Origin of the sequence: Vibrio hyugaensis (assembly GCF_002906655.1) — a bacterium.
GTDB lineage: Bacteria > Pseudomonadota > Gammaproteobacteria > Enterobacterales > Vibrionaceae > Vibrio > Vibrio hyugaensis.
Window position 1 is genome coordinate 2,473,482 of sequence record NZ_CP025794.1, and the last position, 21,596, is coordinate 2,495,077.

Here is a 21,596-nt window from a genome sequence, read left to right on the forward strand (position 1 = left end):
ACCTCTTTTATCGATAAACAAATAGGCGGCGTAACCATGTCCTTTAGCGATCAAAACCTAATTTGGGTTGATTTAGAGATGACGGGCCTTGATCCTGAAACGCATAAAATCATTGAAATTGCTTCTATCGTTACCGATAGCGAGCTGAACATTTTGGCTGAAGGGCCGGTACTCGCTGTTCATCAACCAGAAGAAGAGCTGGCTAAGATGGATGACTGGTGTACCAATACGCACACATCAAGCGGATTGGTTGAGCGTGTCCGTAATAGTGATATTTCAGAGCAAGATGCTGTTGCACAAACCATCGAATTCCTAGAAAAATGGGTTCCAAAGGGTGTCTCACCAATTTGTGGTAACAGTATTGGTCAAGATCGCCGTTTCTTGTACAAACACATGCCAGAGCTCGAAGAATATTTCCATTATCGTTACCTAGACGTGAGCACGCTTAAAGAGTTAACTCGTCGCTGGCAACCTGAAGTGTTAAATGGCTTCTCTAAGCAAGGTACACACTTAGCGTTAGACGACATCCGTGAGTCGATTACTGAGCTAAAGTACTACCGCGAAACGATCTTTAAGATCTAACTGTTAAGGCTGCGATCCAAATTGTTGTATTTCGTGAACGTTTTGCTTGCTTTTTCGTCGGTCAGTAAAAAAATAAAGTTTTTTTGAACGAAGGACTTGCATCACAAAAAAATGCTCTTATAATTCGCAGCCCTGAACGACGGAAACGTTGTTGATGCGACACTAGCTCAGTTGGTAGAGCGCAACCTTGCCAAGGTTGAGGTCACGAGTTCGAACCTCGTGTGTCGCTCCAGTTTGAAGGTCTTCATCGTACCTAACGGTGAAATACGGACGCGGGATGGAGCAGCTTGGTAGCTCGTCGGGCTCATAACCCGAAGGTCGTCGGTTCAAATCCGGCTCCCGCAACCAAATCTAAAGCAGTTTGAAGGTCATTTTTAATGATATTCAGGCCGTTAAGAGATGCGACACTAGCTCAGTTGGTAGAGCGCAACCTTGCCAAGGTTGAGGTCACGAGTTCGAACCTCGTGTGTCGCTCCAATTTGAAGGTCTTCATCGTACCTAACGATGAAATACGGACGCGGGATGGAGCAGCCTGGTAGCTCGTCGGGCTCATAACCCGAAGGTCGTCGGTTCAAATCCGGCTCCCGCAACCAAATTCAAGACAGTTTGATCGTTATTTATCATAACCCTCAGGCCGTCGACGGATGCGCCGCCCGGATCAAATCCCGGCTCCGCAGCCAATTCTCTCTTGAGAATATGCGACACTAGCTCAGTTGGTAGAGCGCAACCTTGCCAAGGTTGAGGTCACGAGTTCGAACCTCGTGTGTCGCTCCAATTTGAAGGTCTTCATCGTACCTAACGGTGAAATACGGACGCGGGATGGAGCAGCTTGGTAGCTCGTCGGGCTCATAACCCGAAGGTCGTCGGTTCAAATCCGGCTCCCGCAACCAAATCTAAAGCAGTTTGAAGGTCATTTTTAATGATATTCAGGCCGTTAAGAGATGCGACACTAGCTCAGTTGGTAGAGCGCAACCTTGCCAAGGTTGAGGTCACGAGTTCGAACCTCGTGTGTCGCTCCAATTTGAAGGTCTTCATCGTACCTAACGATGAAATACGGACGCGGGATGGAGCAGCTTGGTAGCTCGTCGGGCTCATAACCCGAAGGTCGTCGGTTCAAATCCGGCTCCCGCAACCAAATTCAAGACAGTTTGATCGTTATTTGTCATAACCCTCAGGCCGTCGACGGATGCGCCACCCGGATCAAATCCCGGCTCCGCAACCAATTCTCTCTTGAGAATATGCGACACTAGCTCAGTTGGTAGAGCGCAACCTTGCCAAGGTTGAGGTCACGAGTTCGAACCTCGTGTGTCGCTCCAATTTTAAGGTCTTCATCGTACCTAACGGTGAAATACGGACGCGGGATGGAGCAGCCTGGTAGCTCGTCGGGCTCATAACCCGAAGGTCGTCGGTTCAAATCCGGCTCCCGCAACCAAATCTAAAGCAGTTTGAAGGTCATTTTTAATGATATTCAGGCCGTTAAGAGATGCGACACTAGCTCAGTTGGTAGAGCGCAACCTTGCCAAGGTTGAGGTCACGAGTTCGAACCTCGTGTGTCGCTCCACTTTCTTTCTGAAATGTGGAATAAGCCCTCATTGTGCTTAACAATGACATTGCGACACTAGCTCAGTTGGTAGAGCGCAACCTTGCCAAGGTTGAGGTCACGAGTTCGAACCTCGTGTGTCGCTCCACTTTCTTTTTGAAATGTGGAATAAGCCCTCATTGTGCTTAACAGTGACATTGCGACACTAGCTCAGTTGGTAGAGCGCAACCTTGCCAAGGTTGAGGTCACGAGTTCGAACCTCGTGTGTCGCTCCAGTTTCTATTATCGTATTAATCGATAATATACGGACGCGGGATGGAGCAGCTTGGTAGCTCGTCGGGCTCATAACCCGAAGGTCGTCGGTTCAAATCCGGCTCCCGCAACCAATTTTCAAGCGATAGTTTTAGTCACTCACTCAAACCATCGATGAATGTAACTCTATTTGCAATAGAGGTTACAGCCAGCCACATCGCTCTTTTCATAATGCTGAGAAGCATCAATCCCTGAAAAATAAAACTTTAATCCGCATCGAATGATGTCGGACGATTTCGTTTGTGTTTTAAACATGAGACGAGACGGCTGACCAATGAATATTCTGGTGTTCGGGGCGTTTTCACATCTTTAATTAACAGAGTTATCCACATATATCGTTCTGTGGATAAGTTGGTTGATAAAGTGTTTTCTGCTTGGGGTTTAAAGGTTGTAAAGAAAGATCTTTTCCAAATCTGACAGCGGCTAAACTTTTCATTAAACGCTTAAGTTGTTGTTATGTATGGGAAAAGGTACTTTTATTGCGGATCGGGTGCGTTAAATTTGGATCATTACTTTGTGTTTTTTTGATCCTAATCATTTCTTTAGGTTGTGTTTAACTTTTTTCTATAACCTATTTTCTCTCAATACTCTTATTTTTTTCCACATTACAGAATTGAGAACAAGGTCATGAATTGATCGGGCAAAAAATGTTTTCAATCTCTTGCATATGAGCTACGCATTTATGCGTCTCTTGGTAGGCCTTTTTCGACAATCCGGATTAACCGCTTTTTCTTCGTTTCTACCGAGTCGGACTCATTGGTCGGAAGCTGATTAATTTGTTGCGTCAATGCCCATTCGATATGTTCATCAAGCAATTCACTTTCGCCACGTCTGTTTTCCAGTGCTTCGATGATTTGTTGACTATATTCTGCATTGCCAAGTGCGACAGAAATATTACGCAGCCATTGAACATGACCAATTCGACGAATCGCCGATCCCTCCATTTGTTTAAGGAAGGTCGCTTCATCCCAATGAAACATTGTCAGTAAATCAGGTTCTTCAAAACTGTCTCGGCGATGAAAGTCTTCTTGTTCCGTTAGTTCTGCGTATCGATTCCAAGGGCAGACTAATTGGCAGTCATCGCAACCATAAATTCGGTTGCCTATTGGCTTACGGAACTCTTCAGGAATCACGCCATCAAATTCGATGGTGAGATAAGAGATGCAGCGACGTGCATCCACTACCTTATCCTCAACGATTGCTTGAGTCGGGCAGGAAGTAATGCATGCTTTACATTTGTCACATTGATCGACGCTTGGTTCATCTACTGGCAATGGCAGGTCAATCAGCAATTCGCCAAGAAAGAACCAAGATCCACAGTCTTTATCTAAGATAAGTGAATGTTTGCCTGTCCAGCCTAGACCCGCTTTCTGAGCAAGAGGTCTTTCTAAGATAGGAGCAGAATCGACAAATGGACGGTAGCCATACTGTCCTACTTCTTGTTCGATAAGCTTGCCAAGCTTATTCAGTTGCTTTCTTACTAGCTTGTGATAATCGCGTCCAAGCGCATAACGACTAATGTATGCGTGATTCTTGTTAGCTAAGTTGGAGGCGAAGTGGGCTTCCGGAGGTAGGTAGTTCATGCGTACGCTTATTACGCGTACGGTTCCCGGCAAAAGTTCATCTGGTCTTGCGCGCATCATGCCATGACGGGCCATCCAATCCATTGAACCGTGATAGCCAGCATCAAGCCATTTTTGCAGAGCCGCCTCATGTTCACTAAGATCAACATCGCAGATACCGACTTTCTGAAAGCCGAGCTCTTTACCCCAAATTTTGATTTGTTGAGCGAGTTGTTCGAAGTTCATGTTTTATCACCGAGATAAAGGGGGGCGGATCTTACCGGATCTTACTTATTGGTGCTACCAGAAAGTCTAGACATAAAGTCGAGAAATAGATTTTGAAACAAAGTCATCGACTGTTGACTTTGATGTGACCAAATCTGTTTATGCATTCAATAGAATCAGGGAATTAGGATTTGTCTTTTTGACTACTTTTTTCGCATATATGACATTTGAGAGCTTGTCTCTCAAAACCAACACAGTTTACTATTCCTGTTCTTTTGATTTTTATATAGTCAACGATCATTAGTTAGAGATACATCAATGAGCACGAAACAATTTAATCTTAAAGATGAGCATGAAACGGTAGCACTTGGTACCGCATTGGCTCAGCTTTGTTCTCAACAAACCACTATTTATCTACACGGGGATCTGGGTGCGGGTAAAACAACATTTAGTCGTGGTTTTGTCCGTGCTCTTGGTCATCAAGGCAATGTAAAAAGTCCAACCTATACTTTGGTTGAACCTTATCAGTTGGATAAGTGGCAAGTTTATCACTTTGACCTTTATCGTCTTGCGGATCCTGAAGAACTTGAGTTCATGGGGATTCGTGATTATTTCACTGATGATGCGATTTGCTTAGTTGAATGGCCAGAAAAAGGGCAAGGATTGCTGCCACAGCCAGATCTTGATGTGGACATTCGTTACCAAGGCGAGCAGCGTGTAGCCGAATTAACGGCGAATAATGAATATGGTGTGCAGTTACTCAGTCAATTGGAGCTATGTTGAGTCTTTCAAAATTTAGAGCAGTGGCAGCGTTAGTTGCCACTTTTCTCCTTATCATCCCCAATTTAGCGTTTGCTAACGTTGTTAAAAGTTTCCGAGTATGGCCTTCACCTGATGAGACTCGTGTCGTCATCGATTTAAGCGCGGAAGCTGACTATTCCTATTTCTCTCTATCTGGGCCGGATCGCCTTGTTGTGGATCTCAAAAACACATCAATGCAAGCGAAGTTGCCTGTCACTGTGACGGATAGTCCAGTGTTGAAGCGAGTGCGCAAAAGCTCTCCGCCTAATAAAAACACTTACCGTTTGGTGTTTGAGTTGAAAAAAGGTGTTAAAGCCGAGTTGTTTACGCTCAGCCCGACACCGGGTGGTCAATATGGTCATCGTCTCGTCATTGACCTGCCACATGGCAAAAAGACAGCGACACCAGCGGCTAAGCCAAATAAGCCAACAACGACCAACAAAGACATGAGCACGGTACAGCGCGCTCAAGAAATTTTGATTGTGATCGACCCTGGTCATGGCGGTGAAGATCCTGGCTCTATTGGCCCATCTCGTCGTAAATACGAAAAAGATGCGGTACTGAGTATTTCTCGTAAACTGTCGGTGCAACTCAATGCCGTTCCGGGTATCAAAACTCGCATGACGCGTACCGGAGATTACTTCGTTAACTTGAACCGTCGTGTTGCGATTGCACGTGAAAATGATGCTCATCTGTTGATCTCAATTCACGCGGATGCCTTTACTTCACCAAAACCACGCGGTGGCTCTGTCTTCGTTTTGAATACACGCCGAGCAAACACAGAAATTTCTCGTTGGGTTGAAAACCACGAGAAACAGTCTGAGATCCTAGGTGGCTCTGGTACTGCGTTTGTCAGTAACACCAATGACCGCAATGTTAACCAGACATTGTTAGACCTTCAGTTCAGCCATTCTCAGAAAGAAGGTTACAAGTTGGCGACGAGTATTTTGGGGGAAATGGGCAAAGTCGCTCGTTTGCATAACTCAAAACCAATCAATACCAGTCTTGCGGTTTTACGCTCTCCACAGATCCCTTCAGTACTGGTTGAAACCGGCTTTATCTCGAACCCAACGGAAGAGAAGTTATTGTTCCAACGTGCTCACCAAGACAAGTTAGCGCGTGCGATCACTAAAGCCGTTGTTCAGTACTTAAAAGATAATCCACCAGAAGGTACGGTGTTCTCTTCTTCATCGAAGTCTGCTGTTCACACGGTAAAGCGAGGTGAGTCTTTATCTGTGATTGCGCAAAAATACGGAACGTCGACCAAAGCCATCATGAGTGCGAATAAACTTAAATCTAGTGGTTTGGCGGTCGGTCAGAAGTTGAAGATTCCGGGCTCTGGTGCGGTTTCTATCTCGATTCCAAATAAACCTAATACGGTGGAAACTGAGACAATCACACACACGGTTAAATCAGGTGAGTTCCTCGGTAAGATCGCCAGTCATTACAAAGTGAAGATTGCCGATATTCGTCGTGAAAATAATCTGAAATCAGACACGGTTTGGGTCGGTCAGAAGCTGAAAATCACTGTCGCAGTGAAAGACAAGCCAATCCGCAAGCACAAAGTTGCTCGTGGTGAATACCTAGGTAAGATTGCATCGAAGTATGGCGTTAGCGTCTCAAGCATTCGTAAAGCAAACAACCTGCGTTCTGACGAGCTTGCCGTAGGACAGGTACTGATCATTCCAAACAAATAAGTGAGCTTATAACTCATCATGACCATTAAGATTTTGCCAGCTCGGTTGGCAAACCAAATCGCGGCAGGAGAAGTGGTTGAAAGACCCGCTTCTGTCGTGAAAGAACTGGTAGAAAACAGTCTCGACTCTGGCGCGACTCGAATCGATATCGATATCGAAAAAGGTGGCGCCAAGCTAATTCGCGTGCGCGATAACGGCAAAGGGATTGTTAAAGATGAGTTAGGTCTGGCGCTCAGTCGTCATGCCACCTCTAAGATCCACACATTGGACGATCTTGAAGCCATCATGAGTCTGGGTTTCCGTGGTGAGGCGTTAGCGAGTATCAGCTCGGTCTCGCGCCTTACCATGACTTCTCGCCCAGCAGCACAAGAACAAGCGTGGAGTGCTTACTCTGAAGGTCGAGATATGCAAGTTAAGCTCCAACCGACTGCACATCCGATAGGCACCTCGGTTGAAGTATTAGACCTATTTTTCAATACGCCGGCACGTCGCAAATTCCTTAGAACTGAAAAGACGGAATTCGCACACATTGATGAGCTTTTGAAGCGTATCGCACTGAGCCGCTTTGACGTTACCATCAACGTACGCCACAACGGCAAAATGATCCGTCAATACCGCGCGGCAAAGAACCAACTGCAAACTGAAAAGCGTATTGCGGCGGTATGTGGTAACGCCTTTGTGCGTAATATGCTGCGTATTGAACTGGAGCATCAAGGGTTGAAGCTTCACGGCTGGATCACGACGCCGGAGGGGGCAAGACAGCAAAGCGATTTGCAGTACTGTTATGTGAATGGGCGAATGATGCGTGACAAGTTGATCAATCATGCGATTCGCCAAAGCTATGAAACCAGCCTTAAGCCAGATCAGTTTGCTGCGTATGTGTTGTTTATTGAACTGGACCCGCACCAAGTGGATGTGAACGTGCATCCAGCCAAGCATGAAGTGCGTTTCCATCAAGCCCGCTTAGTGCATGACTTTATCTATCAAGCTTTGGCAGATGCGCTTGCGCAAAGCTCGGTGATTGATAAACCTCACGTCAACGAATCCGCGTTCCACCATGCCGACCCTGTTGAATCTTTTGAGGCAAGCACGGAAAATCAAGAACCAGTCAGCGCACCAGAGCCTGTGAATTCTCCTGTGCCAGAGCATGTCTATCAAGCGATTGATAACACTCCAGCTTATCCGGGGCGTTCAGACTATGAAACGAAACCTCGCGATAGGGCACCAAGTGATTCTTCTGTGCGAGAAGCACGTCCGGCGGATTCTTTCAGACGAACAGATTGGGTTGAATCAAAACCTGCGCCTAAACCAAGTTCTAACAGAGAACAACGTCATGCAGAGCCTGCGCCAAGTAAACAAGAAGTGCGTGCTTATCATGAATTGCTTCAAACGCCAGACTTTGAGCCTCAAACTGAAACGATCAGAGAGGCGGTAAGCGTATCAACAGAGACAGAACTCTCTCCCGTTACGGCACTTAGCAAAGCTTTAGCCGTGGTGGACGAACAGTATGTGTTGATGAGCAGCGACAGTGGCGCAGCTTTGGTCGCGTTGCCAAGAGCGGAGTTTTATCGGACCAAAGGTCAGCTCACACCAAGTGACGGAGCGTTAAAAGCTCAACCGTTACTGGTACCATTATCGATCAAGTTGGAATCGAGCTTGGTTCAATTAGCACAAGATTATCAGCAAGATTTTGCTCAGCTTGGTATCCAGCTAAAATCACGAAATGATAAAGCGTTGATGGTCATGGGAGTACCGGCCCCGTTGCGCCAACAAAACTTACAAAATCTGATACCAGATCTGTTATCTTACGCGCAAACTCGCTTGACGGGAGAGATGGCAACGACGTCGCTGTTATCTGAGCTGATTGATTGGCTTGCGTTGCAAGTCACAACGGTTAAGAGCCACTATACTCTCTCTGAAGCCATTCAAATTATTGCGGAACTTGAACAGCTAAGACATGGTCAATTGCCATTGGAAGACACCCATTTTGTGTCTGCTGTTGATTTCTCTGCCTCGATTGCCAAATTAAAGCCATGACAGACAAACTACCTTTGGCCCTCTTTTTGATGGGACCAACTGCATCAGGTAAAACAGAGCTCGCCATTCGCCTACGCCAAAAATATCCGGTTGAGATCATTAGCGTCGATTCCGCATTGATCTACAAAGACATGAATATTGGTACGGCTAAACCTGATGAACGCGAGCTGAGCCTAGCGCCGCATCGTCTTATTGATATCTTAGATCCTAGTGAATCTTACTCAGCGGCAGACTTTCGTCGTGATGCCTTACAAGCAATGGATGACATTGTTGCAGAAGGGAAAATTCCGCTCTTAGTCGGCGGTACCATGCTGTATTACAAAGCATTACTTGAAGGCCTATCACCTCTTCCTGCTGCAAATCCTGAAATTCGTCAGCAAATTGAGCAAGAAGCATTGACTAAAGGTTGGTCAGTGTTGCACGATGAGCTGAAAGAGATTGATCCTGTATCAGCTGCGAGAATCCATCCAAACGATCCTCAGCGTTTATCGAGGGCGTTGGAAGTTTTCCGCATTTCAGGTAAAACTCTTACTGAGTTGACTCAAACTAAAGGTGATAGCTTACCTTATCGAGTCAAACAGTTTGCAATAGCTCCCATGGACAGGGCAGAACTTCACCGTCGAATTGAGCTGCGCTTCGAGAAGATGATGGAAGCAGGTTTTGAAGAAGAAATGAAAGCGTTGTATGCGCGTGACGATCTTCACCCTGATCTTCCATCAATACGTTGTGTTGGTTACAGACAGATGTGGGAGTATTTAGACGGGGAGTGCACTCGTGATGAAGCTGTATTTCGTGGCGTATGTGCAACTCGTCAATTGGCCAAGCGTCAAATCACCTGGTTACGCAGCTGGAATGATTTAACTTGGTTGGATAGCGACAACATTGAACAAGCACTCGAAACCATGTCAGAAGCAATAGCATCTGATTGAGATAGCTGTGTATAATGTGATCGTTTTTGCGTGATCGCACTCTCAAAGGATCTGTTATTGGCGGTTTTTATACTATGCTGCTAATTACTTAGGGTGCATTTTGATTCGTTTAGCTCAGATGCAAAAAGCAGTACCTTTTGCATTGCACCACTAGCTAAATAATTACAACTACAAATTAAATAAGGAAAATAAAATGGCTAAGGGGCAATCTCTACAAGACCCATTCCTAAATGCGCTACGTCGTGAGCGTATCCCGGTATCTATCTACCTTGTGAACGGTATTAAACTACAAGGTCAGATCGAATCTTTCGATCAATTCGTGATCCTGCTGAAAAACACTGTAAATCAAATGGTGTACAAGCACGCAATCTCTACCGTTGTTCCGGCTCGTCCAGTGAGCCACCACAGTGGTGATCGTCCTCAAGGTGATCGTCCACAAGAGAAATCTGAAGATTAATTCTTCATTTAGTATTGCTAAAATAAGGAGTTGATTGCTTGTTTGACCGTTATGAATCCGGTGAGCGAGCCGTACTTGTTCATATCAACTTCACGCAAGAAGGTGAATGGGAAGATCTGGCTGAGTTTGAAATGCTGGTTTCTTCCGCTGGGGTAGAGGCACTGCAAGTTGTAACTGGCAGTCGTCAATCCCCACACCCGAAATACTATGTCGGAGAGGGTAAGGCACAAGAAATTGCTACTGCGGTACAATTAACTGGTGCTGAAATTGTGATTTTTAATCACTCCCTCTCTCCTGCCCAAGAACGTAACCTCGAAGCACTGTGCAAATGTCGAGTCCTCGACCGCACTGGTCTCATCCTCGATATCTTTGCTCAACGAGCACGAACACACGAAGGTAAGCTGCAAGTAGAGCTAGCCCAACTTCGTCATATTTCTACTCGTTTGATTCGTGGTTGGACGCACCTTGAAAGGCAGAAAGGCGGCATCGGTCTACGTGGGCCGGGGGAAACTCAGTTAGAGACTGACCGTCGATTATTGCGTGACAGAATTAAAGCTATCCTTCGCCGTCTCGAAAAAGTTGCGAAGCAGCGTGAACAAGGGCGCCGCGCCCGAAATCGAGCAGAAATCCCAACGATTTCTCTTGTGGGTTACACCAACGCGGGTAAGTCGACACTCTTCAACCACATTACAGAAGCTGGCGTTTACGCGGCAGATCAATTATTTGCTACTCTTGACCCAACTTTACGTAAGATAGAGTTAGACGATGTGGGGCCTGCAATTCTTGCAGATACCGTTGGATTTATCCGACATTTACCACATGATTTGGTTGCTGCCTTCAAAGCAACCTTGCAGGAAACGCAAGAAGCTGACATTTTGTTACATGTTGTTGATGCCAGTGACGAGCGTTTTCGTGAGAATATTCAAGCTGTTCATGAAGTATTAGAAGAGATCGACGCACATGAAGTGCCGACGCTCGTAGTAATGAACAAGATTGACAATCTAGAAGAGCAAAATCCTCGTATTGAACGTGATGAGGAAGGCGTGCCTCGAGCGGTCTGGGTTTCTGCGATGGATGGATTGGGCATTGATCTCCTATTTGATGCGCTGACAGAACGTTTGGCGTCGCAAATGGTTGAGCATCAGTTGCGAATTCCTCCACAGTATCAAGGACGATTCCGTAGTACATTCTTCCAAATGAAGTGTATTCAACGTGAGGAGTATGACCAGGAAGGTAACTTGTTGATCGATATTCGAATGCAACAGGTAGATTGGTCTAGACTTGAAAAAAGAGAAGGGGCAGTTTTAGTCGACTTTATAGTCACTTAAAGGACTGCTACAGTATAACGTCATATCAAATGATGGAGCTTTCTAATGGCGTGGAATGAGCCTGGAAATAACAACGGCAACAATGGCCGCGATAATGACCCTTGGGGTAATAATAATCGTGGTGGCCAGCGTCCTGGTGGCCGAGATCAAGGTCCGCCAGATTTAGATGAAGTGTTCAGCAAACTGAGTCAAAAGCTGGGTGGCAAATTTGGTAAAAAAGGCGGCGGCGGTGGTTCACCTATCGGCGGTGGTGGTAGTGCGATTGGCTTTGGTGTCATTGCAGTTATCGCGATTGCTGTATGGTTCTTCGCTGGCTTTTACACCATCGGTGAAGCAGAGCGCGGTGTCGTACTGCGTTTAGGTAAATACGACCGTATCGTAGACCCAGGTCTGAACTGGCGTCCTCGTTTCATTGATGAATACGAAGCGGTTAACGTACAAGCGATTCGTTCACTACGTGCATCAGGTCTAATGCTGACTAAAGATGAAAACGTAGTAACAGTAGCGATGGACGTTCAATACCGTGTTGCTGACCCATACAAATATCTATACCGCGTAACGAATGCTGATGACAGTTTGCGTCAAGCAACCGACTCAGCTCTGCGTGCAGTAATTGGTGACTCACTGATGGATAGCATCCTAACCAGTGGTCGTCAGCAAATACGTCAAACAACGCAAGAAACACTGAATCAAATCATCGATAGCTACGATATGGGCATCGTGATTGTAGATGTGAACTTCCAGTCTGCACGTCCACCAGAGCAAGTGAAAGATGCGTTCGATGATGCAATTGCGGCACGTGAGGATGAAGAGCGTTTCATCCGTGAAGCAGAGGCTTACAAAAACGAAATCTTGCCGAAGGCAACAGGTCGAGCAGAGCGTTTGAAGAAAGAAGCACAAGGTTACAACGAGCGTGTGACGAACGAAGCGCTTGGTCAAGTGGCTCAGTTCGAAAAACTACTGCCTGAATACCTAGCGGCTCCTGGCGTAACTCGAGATCGTCTGTACATTGACGCAATGGAAGAAGTTTACTCAAGCACATCGAAAGTGCTGATTGACTCTGAATCCAGCGGCAACCTTCTTTACCTTCCAATTGATAAATTGGCAGGCCAAGATGGTCAATCAGACTCTAAACGTAAATCGAAATCGACTTCAACATACGACCACATTCAACTTGAATCTGAGCGTACTCAAGAAGACACTTCGAACACGCAGTCTCGTTCAACGGGTACACGTCAAGGGAGATACTAAGAATGCGTAAGTTAATGATCCCTGTACTGGTAATCGCTCTGGCATTAATGCTGATGTCACTGTTCGTGATTCCTGAAGGTGACCGCGGTATTGTGGTTCGATTTGGTCGTGTCTTGAAAGACAACAACGACATCACTCGTATTTACGAGCCGGGCCTGCACTTCAAAATGCCTTTGTTTGACCGCGTGAAAACACTAGATGCGCGTATCCAAACAATGGATGGCCGTGCTGACCGTTTCGTAACGTCTGAGAAAAAAGACGTAATCATTGATACCTACGTGAAGTGGCGTATCGAAGATTTCGGTCGTTACTACCTAGCAACAGGTGGCGGCAATACGCTGACTGCTGAAGCGCTTCTTGAGCGTAAGGTAACAGACGTACTACGTGCAGAAATCGGTGCTCGTGAAATCAAGCAAATCGTATCTGGTCCACGTAACAACGACGTACTTCCAGAAGATGCAAGCAGCGAGGAAGTAAGTACTGAAGCGGCTCGTGAAGCATTGGAAATCGATGGTGAACGTGACCTAATCATGTCTGAAGTGTTGAAAGACACACGCGACAGCGCAATGAAAGATTTGGGTGTTCGCATCGTTGACTTCCGTATGAAGAAGATCAACCTACCAGATGAGATCAGTGAATCAATCTACCGTCGTATGCGTGCAGAACGTGAGTCGGTAGCTCGTAAGCACCGTTCTCAAGGTCGTGAGAAAGCCGAAGTTATCCGTGCACAAGCTGAGCTTGAAGTGGCAACAATTCTTGCAGAAGCAGACAAAACAGCTCGTGTAACACGAGGTGAGGCGGATGCAGAAGCTGCGAAGATCTATGCGAATGCTTACAACAAAGATCCTGAGTTCTTCAGCTTCCTTCGTTCTCTAAAAGCTTACGAGAAATCGTTCAGCTCTAAGAATGACATTCTTGTACTTGATCCGAAGAGTGAGTTCTTCCAGTACATGAATAACGCGAAAGGCGCAAAAGCCGAATAAGCGAATTGCTAAACGACAAAAGGCTCCTATATGGAGCCTTTTTTATATCTGCTGGAAAATAAGCGCTGGCGGCTTAACTCATCATTATCGCGATGACCGCTCCGGCGACGACCAGACAGCCACCAATCCGACGCAACTGGTTATCTGGTTGGTCACTCAACTGAGCCACCATGTTACGCCAACCGTTTGGGGCAATCAGTGGTCCAATTCCTTCTACAATCAAAACCAGCCCGATAGCCAGCCAAATAGACTCAGACATTGCGATTCCTTGTGGATTTAAGAAAGATAAATATTATCAGTGATGTAGTGATTTCGAAATGAACAACATCGGTGATGTTTGCATTCTAGTATCAACTCTGTGAACAAAAATGACTGCAAGAAGGGGGATTCGGTGCTAGAATCCATTTTTAACTAGCAATCAGACTTGGAAAGATGGGAAATAACGTAGTCGTTCTAGGCACCCAATGGGGTGACGAAGGTAAAGGTAAAATTGTAGACCTTTTAACTGAAGATGCAAAATACGTGGTACGCTACCAAGGCGGTCACAATGCAGGTCATACACTTGTAATTGACGGTGAAAAAACCGTTCTTCACTTAATTCCATCAGGTATCCTTCGCGATAACGTAAAATGCGTTATCGGTAACGGTGTAGTGCTATCGCCTGAAGCTCTAATTAAAGAAATGAAACCTCTTGAAGAGCGCGGCATTCCAGTACGCGAGCGTCTTTTCATTTCTGAAGCATGTCCTCTAATTCTTCCTTACCACGTTGCAATGGACCAAGCTCGCGAAATCGCTCGCGGTAAAAAAGCTATTGGTACAACAGGTCGTGGTATCGGTCCAGCATACGAAGATAAAGTTGCTCGTCGCGGTCTACGCGTTGGCGACCTATTCGATATGGAAGCGTTCGCTGAGAAACTAAAAGAAGTAATGGAATTCCATAACTTCCAACTAGAGCATTTCTACAAAGCTGAACCAGTAAGCTATGAAGAAGTACTTGAGCAAGCTAAAGGCTACGCTGAGCTACTAACTTCAATGGTTATCGACGTAACTGACGAACTAGACGCAGCACGTAAGCGCGGCGACAAGATCATGTTCGAAGGTGCGCAAGGTACACTGCTAGATATCGACCACGGTACTTACCCTTACGTAACTTCTTCTAACACGACTGCTGGTGGTGTTGCTGCAGGTTCTGGTTTCGGTCCTCGTCATATCGGTTACATCCTTGGTATCACTAAAGCTTACTGTACTCGTGTTGGTTCTGGTCCATTCCCGACTGAGCTATACGACGGTCTAGACAAGCAAGATCCTGTTGGTAAACACCTAGGTGAAGTTGGTCATGAGTTCGGTGCAACAACTGGTCGTCTACGCCGTACTGGTTGGTTCGATGCTGTTGCGATGCGTCGTGCAATCCAAATCAACTCTATCTCTGGCTTCTGTCTAACTAAACTAGACGTTCTAGATGGTCTAGAAGAGCTAAAAATCTGTACTGGTTACAAGATGAAAGATGGCTCTATTCTAGAAGTTTCTCCAATGGCAGCTGAGTCATTTGAGCAAGCGACACCAATCTACGAAACAATGCCTGGTTGGTCTGAGAACACATTTGGTGCTAAGTCAATCGACGCGCTACCACAAGCAGCTCTAGACTACATCAAGCGTATTGAAGAGCTAACTGGCGTGCCTGTAGACATCGTTTCAACGGGTCCAGATCGTAACGAAACTATCATCAAGGTTCACCCATTCGAATCTTAATCGATACTCGTTAGAGATTATAAAAGCCGACTTTCGAGTCGGCTTTTTTGTATCTGTAACTTGGCTGCACTGACGGAAAAGTAAACTCGATATGGCAAATTGTTGCCGTTAAGCTTAAACAAGAGGCAAAAATTGTCTAAAGCTTAACTGACGTTTGCCGATAAGGTTATCAAGCAGAGGAGATCCTTCACCGATCTTTGATTTCTCAGAATCCTTAAAGAGTACATTTATGAAGTTACGAACAGTGGCTGCTTCACTGTTATTGATGCTGAGTGCAACGTCGGTCAAGGCAGATGTTGCCGATGTGGGGGCACCAGTTCCCATCTATACCGAAGCAGAGTTAATTAAGCTTATTGAACAAAATAAGCATTTAGAACGCGTGCGTGCGGATAACTGCCAATTGGTGGAAGATATTGTTGCGCGTGCCACACGAATTAATTTACCGTCGTATGAGTTTCTCTACGGCGACATGCTGGCGTGGGGCGTTTGTGTAGAGCAAGATGTTGAACTTGGTCTCTACTATATGGAAAACGCTGCACACCAAGGCTTGCCTGCGGCATTAGAGCAGCTTGGGCGCTACTACTCTCGTGGTACCTTAGTTCAACAAGATAAAGAGCGTGCAATCCCATACCTGCGCGAGGCTGCGGCAATGGGGAACCTTAATGCGCGTATTCATCTTGCTGAGTTATTGTTACGTGATTACGGTAGCCCACTGGATTACGAAGATGCTTACCGTTGGTTATACAACTCAGTCACGGCAGATCAGAGAAAACATAAGCGTATTGCGGTGCTAAGAAATGGTTTAGAGCAACGTATGCCGCAAAACATCATTGCGCGAGCCAAGCGTCGCGACACTTTCTGGTAGATGTACTCTTAAAACACCAGTAGCTTCATAACACTCTGCCAATAAATACAACAAAGCCCACATCATGTGGGCTTTGTTGCTTTTCCCGAAGCGTAATCGTTAGCGATTAAACGACTTTGTGTGGACCGAAGCATTCATAGTGGAATTGTTCTTGCGGAACACCAAGTTCAAGCAGTTGTTTCGCTACGTGCTGCATAAAACCAACAGGGCCGCAGAAGTAAACTTGTACGTTGTCTTGTTTCACTGCTGCTTCAATTTCGTGTAGGTTTACAAAGCCGGTGAAATGGAAGTCCTCACCCAACTTATCTTCTGCCGTTGGTTGGTTGTACCAAACCAGCGAGTTCATATTCTCTTTTGCGCCAACAATCTGATTCACATGATGTTTGAATGCGTGTTGTTGGCCGTTTTCTGCTGCGTGTACCCAAGTTACAGGTGCTTTGTGTTCAGCAAGGCTCTCAAGCATTGAAAGTGTTGGCGTTAGACCGACACCAGCGGAAACCAAAACAACGGGTGTACTTGCGTCTACATCCATAAAGAAATCACCCGCAGGTGCGGCTAGCTGCACTTTATCGCCGATGTGGAGATCGTCATGCAGGAAGTTCGATACCTTGCCGCCGTCTTCACGTTTTACCGAGATACGATAAGTGTTCTCTTGTACCGCAGAAGATAGGCTGTACTGGCGAATCTCTTGGTTTTCGAACTTATCACTGTTGATGTAGATACCAAGGTATTGGCCCGGTTTGTACTCAGAAACCTTTTCACCATCGAGCGGTTTGAAGACGAAGCTACAAATGTTCTCGCTTTCAAGTTGTTTACCGACCAATTCAAACTCACGCAGACCACGCCATCCACCTTGAAGCGCAGCGTTCTCTTGGTAGATTTGCTCTTCGCGTTGAATAAACACGTTAGCCAAAACGCCATAAGCTTCTGCCCATGCATCAATCACTTCCTGACCCGGAGAGAACAACTCGTCGATCGTCGCAAGTAGATGTGTGCCGACGATTTGGTACTGATCTTTAGTGATCATAAAGCTGGTGTGCTTGTGCGCGATTTTCTCTACAGCACCAAGTAGTGCTGGTAGGTTATCGATGTTGGTTGCGTAAGCGCAGATTGCATTAAATAGAGCTTCACGTTGGTCACCATTACGCTGGTTGCTCATGTTGAAAATGTCTTTCAACTCAGGGTTGTGGGTGAACATGCGATCGTAAAAGTGTGCCGTTAACTTCGGACCGGTTTCTGCAAGAAGTGGTGCGGTTGCTTTCACGATATCAATGGTTTGGTTGCTGAGCATAATGGCTTCCTATTTAAAGTTGTATTTGTAATGCATGTTTAAAGTTGTATCTCAAATGTATCTTTCGATCAAGAAAAGAATTACAATTTTGCTACTACAGAGGATAGCAACATGCAGTTAACTAGCTTTACCGATTATGCGCTCAGAACCTTGATTTACTTGGCTTCATTGCCAAAAGATGAACTAACAAACATTACCGAAGTGACTGATTTATTTGGTGTATCACGTAACCATATGGTGAAAGTGATCAACCGTCTTGGTCAGTTAGGTTATGTACATACGGTGCGTGGTAAAAACGGCGGCATTCGTTTGATGAAGCCGGCAAAAGAAATTACTGTCGGTGGTGTGGTGCGCGATCTGGAGCCATTAGATTTGGTGAATTGTGATGTCGAGTTTTGTCACATTACGCCAGCATGTCGTCTAAAAGAGAAGCTAGCAAAAGCGAAATTGGCTTTCTTAGCTGAATTAGACGGTTGCACTATTGATGAACTGCTTCGCGACAACTCAGAGCTGCTGATCCTGCTTACTCGTCCTTAGTTTTACGCGTGTCTCTCTCATCCTTTCAAGATCATTCTTTTTTCAAAGCAATTCTGTAGCTTATCAAGAGACTCGGATATACTAGCTCTATACCTTCCTTGCTAGATAGGCACGCCTATGTCAGACAATATTCCAAACGATCCATTCGCAGATCGTGAATCCAAAAATTACGAAAACCCAATTCCAAGTCGAGAGTTCATCACTGAGTTTCTGCAGCAAGCTGGCGTCCCAATGAATCGCAACGATTTGTTTGAAGCGCTTAAGCTAAAAGGTGAAGATCAATACGAAGGTTTACGCCGTCGACTGCGCGCGATGGAGCGTGATGGCCAGCTCGTGTTTACGCGTCGTCAGTGCTACGCGCTACCAGAAAAACTCGAGATGGTGAAAGGTTACGTAATTGGCCATAAAGATGGTCATGGTTGGGTGCGTCCTGAAGGCAGTGTCGGCAAGGATAATGACATTGTGCTGCCTCATCACCAAATGAAACACATCATTCATGGTGACTTCGTTTTGGTTCAACCGACGGATAACAGCAAGCGCGGTCGCCGTGAAGGGCGTTTAGTACGTGTTTTAGAAGAGCGTAACACGCAGATCGTTGGTCGTTTCTTCCTAGAGTACGGTTACTCTTACGTTGTGCCTGATGACTCGCGTATCAGCCAAGATATTCTAATCCCAAATGAGCACAAAGCAGGAGCCCGCATGGGTAACGTGGTGGTGATTGAGATCACTGACCGTGGTTCTCGTTCGCGTGGCATGATGGGTAAAGTGGTTGAAGTGCTGGGTGAAAACATGGCTCCGGGTATGGAAACGCAAATCGCGATTCGTACTCACCAAATTCCTCACGATTGGCCAGCGGCTGTCGATAAACAAATTGAAAATCTAGGCGAAGAAGTCCCAGAAGAAGCAAAAGTGGGTCGAGTTGACTTGCGTGAGTTACCGTTGGTGACCATCGATGGTGAAGATGCTCGTGACTTTGATGATGCGGTGTACTGTGAGAAGAAAAAGAGCGGTGGTTGGCGTTTATGGGTAGCGATTGCTGACGTAAGTTACTACGTACGTACAGACTCTGCGCTGGACAAAGAAGCCATCAACCGTGGTAACTCGGTGTACTTCCCATCGCAAGTTGTGCCAATGCTACCTGAGGTGCTATCAAACGGTTTGTGTTCACTTAACCCACAAGTTGATCGTCTGTGTATGGTGTGTGAAATGACCATCTCTGACACCGGTAAGCTGTCAGGGTACAAGCACTACGAAGCGGTGATGAACTCACATGCACGTCTGACGTACAGTAAAGTGGGTGCGATTCTAGAAGGTGATGAAGAGCTGCGTATGCGCTACCACAACCTAGTGCCTCATCTAGAAGAACTGCACAGCATGTACAAAGTGCTAAAAGACGCTCGTGACAACCGTGGTGCGATTGAATTTGAGACCGTTGAAGCTAAGTTCATCTTCAATGCCGATCGCAAGATTGAAACCATCGAGCCTGTGATTCGTAACGATGCACATAAGATCATCGAAGAATGTATGATCCTAGCGAACATCGCCTCAGCGTCTTATGTCGAGAAGGCAAAAGAGCCAGCATTGTACCGTGTTCACGAATCTCCGGGTGAACTGCGCCTACAGGGTTTCCGCGATTTCCTAAGTGAGCTTGGCTTGGATTTGAAGGGCGGTCTTGAACCATCACCAACCGACTATGCAGACTTGGTAAAACAGATTGCGGAGCGTCAGGACAAAGAGCTGATTCAAACCATGCTGTTGCGCTCAATGAAGCAAGCAGTATACAACGCGGACAATGCCGGCCACTTTGGTTTGGCACTGAAGCGTTACGCGCACTTCACGTCGCCAATTCGTCGTTACCCAGACCTGCTGCTGCACCGCGCAATCAAATATCTGATTGCCAAAGAAGAAGGTCGCAATCAAGATCGTTGGACCCCAACGGGTGGTTACCACTACTCGTTTGACGACATGGACTTCTACGGTGAGCAATGTTCGATGACAGAGCGCCGTGCAGACGACGCAACTCGTGAAGTGGCTGATTGGTTGAAGTGTGAATACATGCAAGACCATGTTGGCGATGAGCTGGATGGTGTTATTGCCAACGTGACCAGCTTTGGTTTCTTTGTTCGTCTGACTGAGCTGCACATCGATGGTTTGGTGCACATTTCAACGCTAGCGAACGACTACTACCAATTTGATCCGATTGGTCAAAGACTTATCGGTGAAAGCTTCGGTAACATCTATCGCCTAGGCGATGCGGTGAAAGTGAAAGTGCTTGCGGTCAACTTAAATGACAAGCAAATTGACTTTGAATTAATCGAAACAAGCCGTAAGCTACGCGGCAAAGGTAAGACTGCGAAGAAACGCGCTGCAGATGCCAAACGCAAAGCAAAAGAGAAAAAGCGTGCGGCAACCAAAGGCGGTACTCGCGCGAAGCCGATGATTGAACCGACCAAGCACCCTGAACCTGCTGAAGCAGGCAGTGCTCGCAAAGGTAGCGCGAAACGCGGGGACGCTGAAGGTACGAAAAAGCCGAAGAAAGCACGCAAGAAAAAGCCACACAGTAAGCCGAGAAAGACTAAGCGTACTAAGAGCGACGCTGAGTAGGCTGAAGCGCCAATCTAGTCCGGAATTAAAGGAGTAGATTGGCGAGGGCAAGACGACCAGAACAACAGGTTAAACAATGAGTAACGAATTTATTTACGGCATTCACGCAGTGAAAGCGGTATTAGAACGCGAACCAGAGCGTTTTATCGAAGCATACGTCCTAAAAGGCCGCCAAGACGATCGTCTAATGCCAATCCTGAATGACCTTCAGGTTTGTGGTGTTTCGATTCAACAAATGACTCGTAAAACGCTAGACGACAAAGCACACGGTGCTAACCACCAAGGCATCATTGCGCGTGTTAAAGCTGCGAAACAGCTTAATGAAAACGACATTGATGGCATCCTAGCGCAGCATGAATCACCACTGCTGTTGGTATTGGATGGCGTGACGGATCCACATAACCTAGGCGCATGTCTTCGTAATGCTGATGCAGCCGGCGCGGCGGCGATCATCGTACCGAAAGATCGCTCTGCACCGATGAATGCCACCGTAAGCAAGGTTGCTTGTGGCGCAGCAGAAGTCGTGCCATTGATCCGAGTGACCAACTTGGCTCGTACTATGCGTACACTACAAGAGCAAGGCATCTGGTTTGTTGGTACGGCAGGCGAAGCAACGCATGATATCTACCAAGCGAAACTGACTGGCCCTCTTGCTATCGTAATGGGTGCAGAAGGTGACGGCATGCGTCGTCTAACTCGTGAAACCTGTGATGACTTAATTAAGATCCCAATGGCAGGTAGCGTTTCAAGTTTGAACGTATCTGTGGCATCTGGCATTTGTTTGTTTGAAGCCGTTCGTCAGCGTATTGCTGCAAAGTAATTGCTAAACAAGTTTTAATAAACAAA

The 21,596-nt window shown here is 46.3% G+C and carries 17 protein-coding genes and 14 tRNA genes; 28 read left to right on the forward strand and 3 right to left on the reverse strand.

The genetic code is table 11. The features are described 5' to 3' along the window. Window positions 1-36: 36 nt before the first annotated feature. From orn to C1S74_RS12265, 15 genes are all read left to right on the forward strand, one after another. On the forward strand, window positions 37-582 hold the full coding sequence (orn, locus tag C1S74_RS12195) for an oligoribonuclease (RefSeq protein WP_045399667.1): 546 nt from the start codon (window positions 37-39) through the stop codon (window positions 580-582). 156 nt (window positions 583-738) lie between these two features. Next, a tRNA-Gly gene (locus C1S74_RS12200) sits at window positions 739-814 on the forward strand. 39 nt (window positions 815-853) lie between these two features. Further along, window positions 854-930: transfer RNA gene (locus C1S74_RS12205), tRNA-Met, on the forward strand. 53 nt (window positions 931-983) lie between these two features. Continuing rightward, a tRNA-Gly gene (locus C1S74_RS12210) sits at window positions 984-1,059 on the forward strand. Between the two features lie 39 nt (window positions 1,060-1,098). Continuing rightward, window positions 1,099-1,175 (forward strand) — tRNA-Met (locus C1S74_RS12215). Between the two features lie 105 nt (window positions 1,176-1,280). Next, window positions 1,281-1,356: transfer RNA gene (locus C1S74_RS12220), tRNA-Gly, on the forward strand. 39 nt (window positions 1,357-1,395) lie between these two features. Beyond that, window positions 1,396-1,472 (forward strand) — tRNA-Met (locus C1S74_RS12225). A gap of 53 nt (window positions 1,473-1,525) precedes the next feature. Then, window positions 1,526-1,601: transfer RNA gene (locus C1S74_RS12230), tRNA-Gly, on the forward strand. A gap of 39 nt (window positions 1,602-1,640) precedes the next feature. Then, a tRNA-Met gene (locus C1S74_RS12235) sits at window positions 1,641-1,717 on the forward strand. 105 nt (window positions 1,718-1,822) lie between these two features. Continuing rightward, window positions 1,823-1,898 (forward strand) — tRNA-Gly (locus C1S74_RS12240). Window positions 1,899-1,937: 39 nt separating this feature from the next. Then, a tRNA-Met gene (locus C1S74_RS12245) sits at window positions 1,938-2,014 on the forward strand. A 53-nt stretch (window positions 2,015-2,067) separates the two neighbouring features. Next, window positions 2,068-2,143 (forward strand) — tRNA-Gly (locus tag C1S74_RS12250). A gap of 51 nt (window positions 2,144-2,194) precedes the next feature. After that, window positions 2,195-2,270, forward strand: a tRNA-Gly gene (locus tag C1S74_RS12255). 51 nt (window positions 2,271-2,321) lie between these two features. Then, window positions 2,322-2,397: transfer RNA gene (locus tag C1S74_RS12260), tRNA-Gly, on the forward strand. Window positions 2,398-2,431: 34 nt separating this feature from the next. Beyond that, window positions 2,432-2,508, forward strand: a tRNA-Met gene (locus C1S74_RS12265). Between the two features lie 606 nt (window positions 2,509-3,114). On the opposite strand, the gene queG is transcribed toward C1S74_RS12265, so the two are convergent. Then, entirely contained in the window at window positions 3,115-4,242 is a 1,128-nt protein-coding gene (queG, locus tag C1S74_RS12270) for a tRNA epoxyqueuosine(34) reductase QueG (protein ID WP_038872045.1), read from the reverse strand. A 297-nt stretch (window positions 4,243-4,539) separates the two neighbouring features. Between queG and tsaE the strand changes: the two genes are divergently transcribed. The 8 genes from tsaE to hflC all read left to right on the forward strand — a co-directional run bounded on the left by tsaE (window position 4,540) and on the right by hflC (window position 13,704). After that, window positions 4,540-5,004, forward strand: a complete 465-nt coding sequence (gene tsaE / locus C1S74_RS12275) for a tRNA (adenosine(37)-N6)-threonylcarbamoyltransferase complex ATPase subunit type 1 TsaE (RefSeq protein ID WP_038872042.1) — start codon at window positions 4,540-4,542, stop codon at window positions 5,002-5,004. Continuing rightward, entirely contained in the window at window positions 4,998-6,719 is a 1,722-nt protein-coding gene (locus tag C1S74_RS12280) for a LysM peptidoglycan-binding domain-containing protein (protein ID WP_045400865.1), read from the forward strand. The genes tsaE and C1S74_RS12280 overlap by 7 nt, the downstream gene beginning before the upstream one ends. 18 nt (window positions 6,720-6,737) lie before the next feature. Beyond that, window positions 6,738-8,756 (forward strand): DNA mismatch repair endonuclease MutL, encoded by a 2,019-nt coding sequence (mutL, locus tag C1S74_RS12285; RefSeq protein WP_045400866.1) that lies wholly within the window; start codon window positions 6,738-6,740, stop codon window positions 8,754-8,756. Further along, window positions 8,753-9,685: a tRNA (adenosine(37)-N6)-dimethylallyltransferase MiaA gene (gene miaA, locus C1S74_RS12290; RefSeq protein ID WP_038872037.1), complete on the forward strand. Its 933-nt coding sequence runs from the start codon at window positions 8,753-8,755 to the stop codon at window positions 9,683-9,685. Before mutL ends, miaA begins: the two co-directional genes overlap by 4 nt. Before the next feature lie 193 nt (window positions 9,686-9,878). Then, entirely contained in the window at window positions 9,879-10,142 is a 264-nt protein-coding gene (hfq, locus tag C1S74_RS12295) for an RNA chaperone Hfq (RefSeq protein WP_005438329.1), read from the forward strand. A gap of 38 nt (window positions 10,143-10,180) precedes the next feature. Continuing rightward, window positions 10,181-11,470, forward strand: coding sequence for a ribosome rescue GTPase HflX (hflX, locus tag C1S74_RS12300; protein ID WP_045400868.1), 1,290 nt, complete (start codon window positions 10,181-10,183; stop codon window positions 11,468-11,470). 45 nt (window positions 11,471-11,515) lie between these two features. Next, on the forward strand, window positions 11,516-12,721 hold the full coding sequence (hflK, locus tag C1S74_RS12305) for an FtsH protease activity modulator HflK (protein WP_038872033.1): 1,206 nt from the start codon (window positions 11,516-11,518) through the stop codon (window positions 12,719-12,721). A 2-nt stretch (window positions 12,722-12,723) separates the two neighbouring features. Beyond that, window positions 12,724-13,704 (forward strand): protease modulator HflC, encoded by a 981-nt coding sequence (hflC, locus tag C1S74_RS12310; protein ID WP_045400870.1) that lies wholly within the window; start codon window positions 12,724-12,726, stop codon window positions 13,702-13,704. A gap of 73 nt (window positions 13,705-13,777) precedes the next feature. On the opposite strand, the gene C1S74_RS12315 is transcribed toward hflC, so the two are convergent. Next, on the reverse strand, window positions 13,778-13,963 hold the full coding sequence (locus C1S74_RS12315) for a DUF2065 domain-containing protein (RefSeq protein WP_038872028.1): 186 nt from the start codon (window positions 13,961-13,963) through the stop codon (window positions 13,778-13,780). A gap of 173 nt (window positions 13,964-14,136) precedes the next feature. Between C1S74_RS12315 and C1S74_RS12320 the strand changes: the two genes are divergently transcribed. Then, window positions 14,137-15,453, forward strand: coding sequence for an adenylosuccinate synthase (locus tag C1S74_RS12320; RefSeq protein ID WP_038877261.1), 1,317 nt, complete (start codon window positions 14,137-14,139; stop codon window positions 15,451-15,453). Between the two features lie 229 nt (window positions 15,454-15,682). After that, a complete protein-coding gene (gene motX / locus C1S74_RS12330) occupies window positions 15,683-16,318 on the forward strand; it encodes a flagellar protein MotX (RefSeq protein ID WP_038872022.1) in 636 nt (211 codons plus the stop codon). Between the two features lie 106 nt (window positions 16,319-16,424). Here motX and hmpA read toward each other — a convergent pair whose 3' ends face one another. Beyond that, window positions 16,425-17,609 (reverse strand): NO-inducible flavohemoprotein, encoded by a 1,185-nt coding sequence (hmpA, locus tag C1S74_RS12335; protein WP_045400873.1) that lies wholly within the window; start codon window positions 17,607-17,609, stop codon window positions 16,425-16,427. 111 nt (window positions 17,610-17,720) lie between these two features. Here hmpA and nsrR point away from each other — a divergent pair, with 111 nt between their 5' ends. The 3 genes from nsrR to rlmB all read left to right on the forward strand — a co-directional run bounded on the left by nsrR (window position 17,721) and on the right by rlmB (window position 21,570). Further along, a complete protein-coding gene (gene nsrR / locus C1S74_RS12340) occupies window positions 17,721-18,146 on the forward strand; it encodes a nitric oxide-sensing transcriptional repressor NsrR (protein ID WP_038872016.1) in 426 nt (141 codons plus the stop codon). A 117-nt stretch (window positions 18,147-18,263) separates the two neighbouring features. Next, window positions 18,264-20,750: a ribonuclease R gene (gene rnr, locus C1S74_RS12345; protein ID WP_045400874.1), complete on the forward strand. Its 2,487-nt coding sequence runs from the start codon at window positions 18,264-18,266 to the stop codon at window positions 20,748-20,750. Between the two features lie 76 nt (window positions 20,751-20,826). Beyond that, window positions 20,827-21,570, forward strand: coding sequence for a 23S rRNA (guanosine(2251)-2'-O)-methyltransferase RlmB (rlmB, locus tag C1S74_RS12350; protein ID WP_010443989.1), 744 nt, complete (start codon window positions 20,827-20,829; stop codon window positions 21,568-21,570). The last annotated feature ends 26 nt before the right edge of the window (window positions 21,571-21,596 follow it).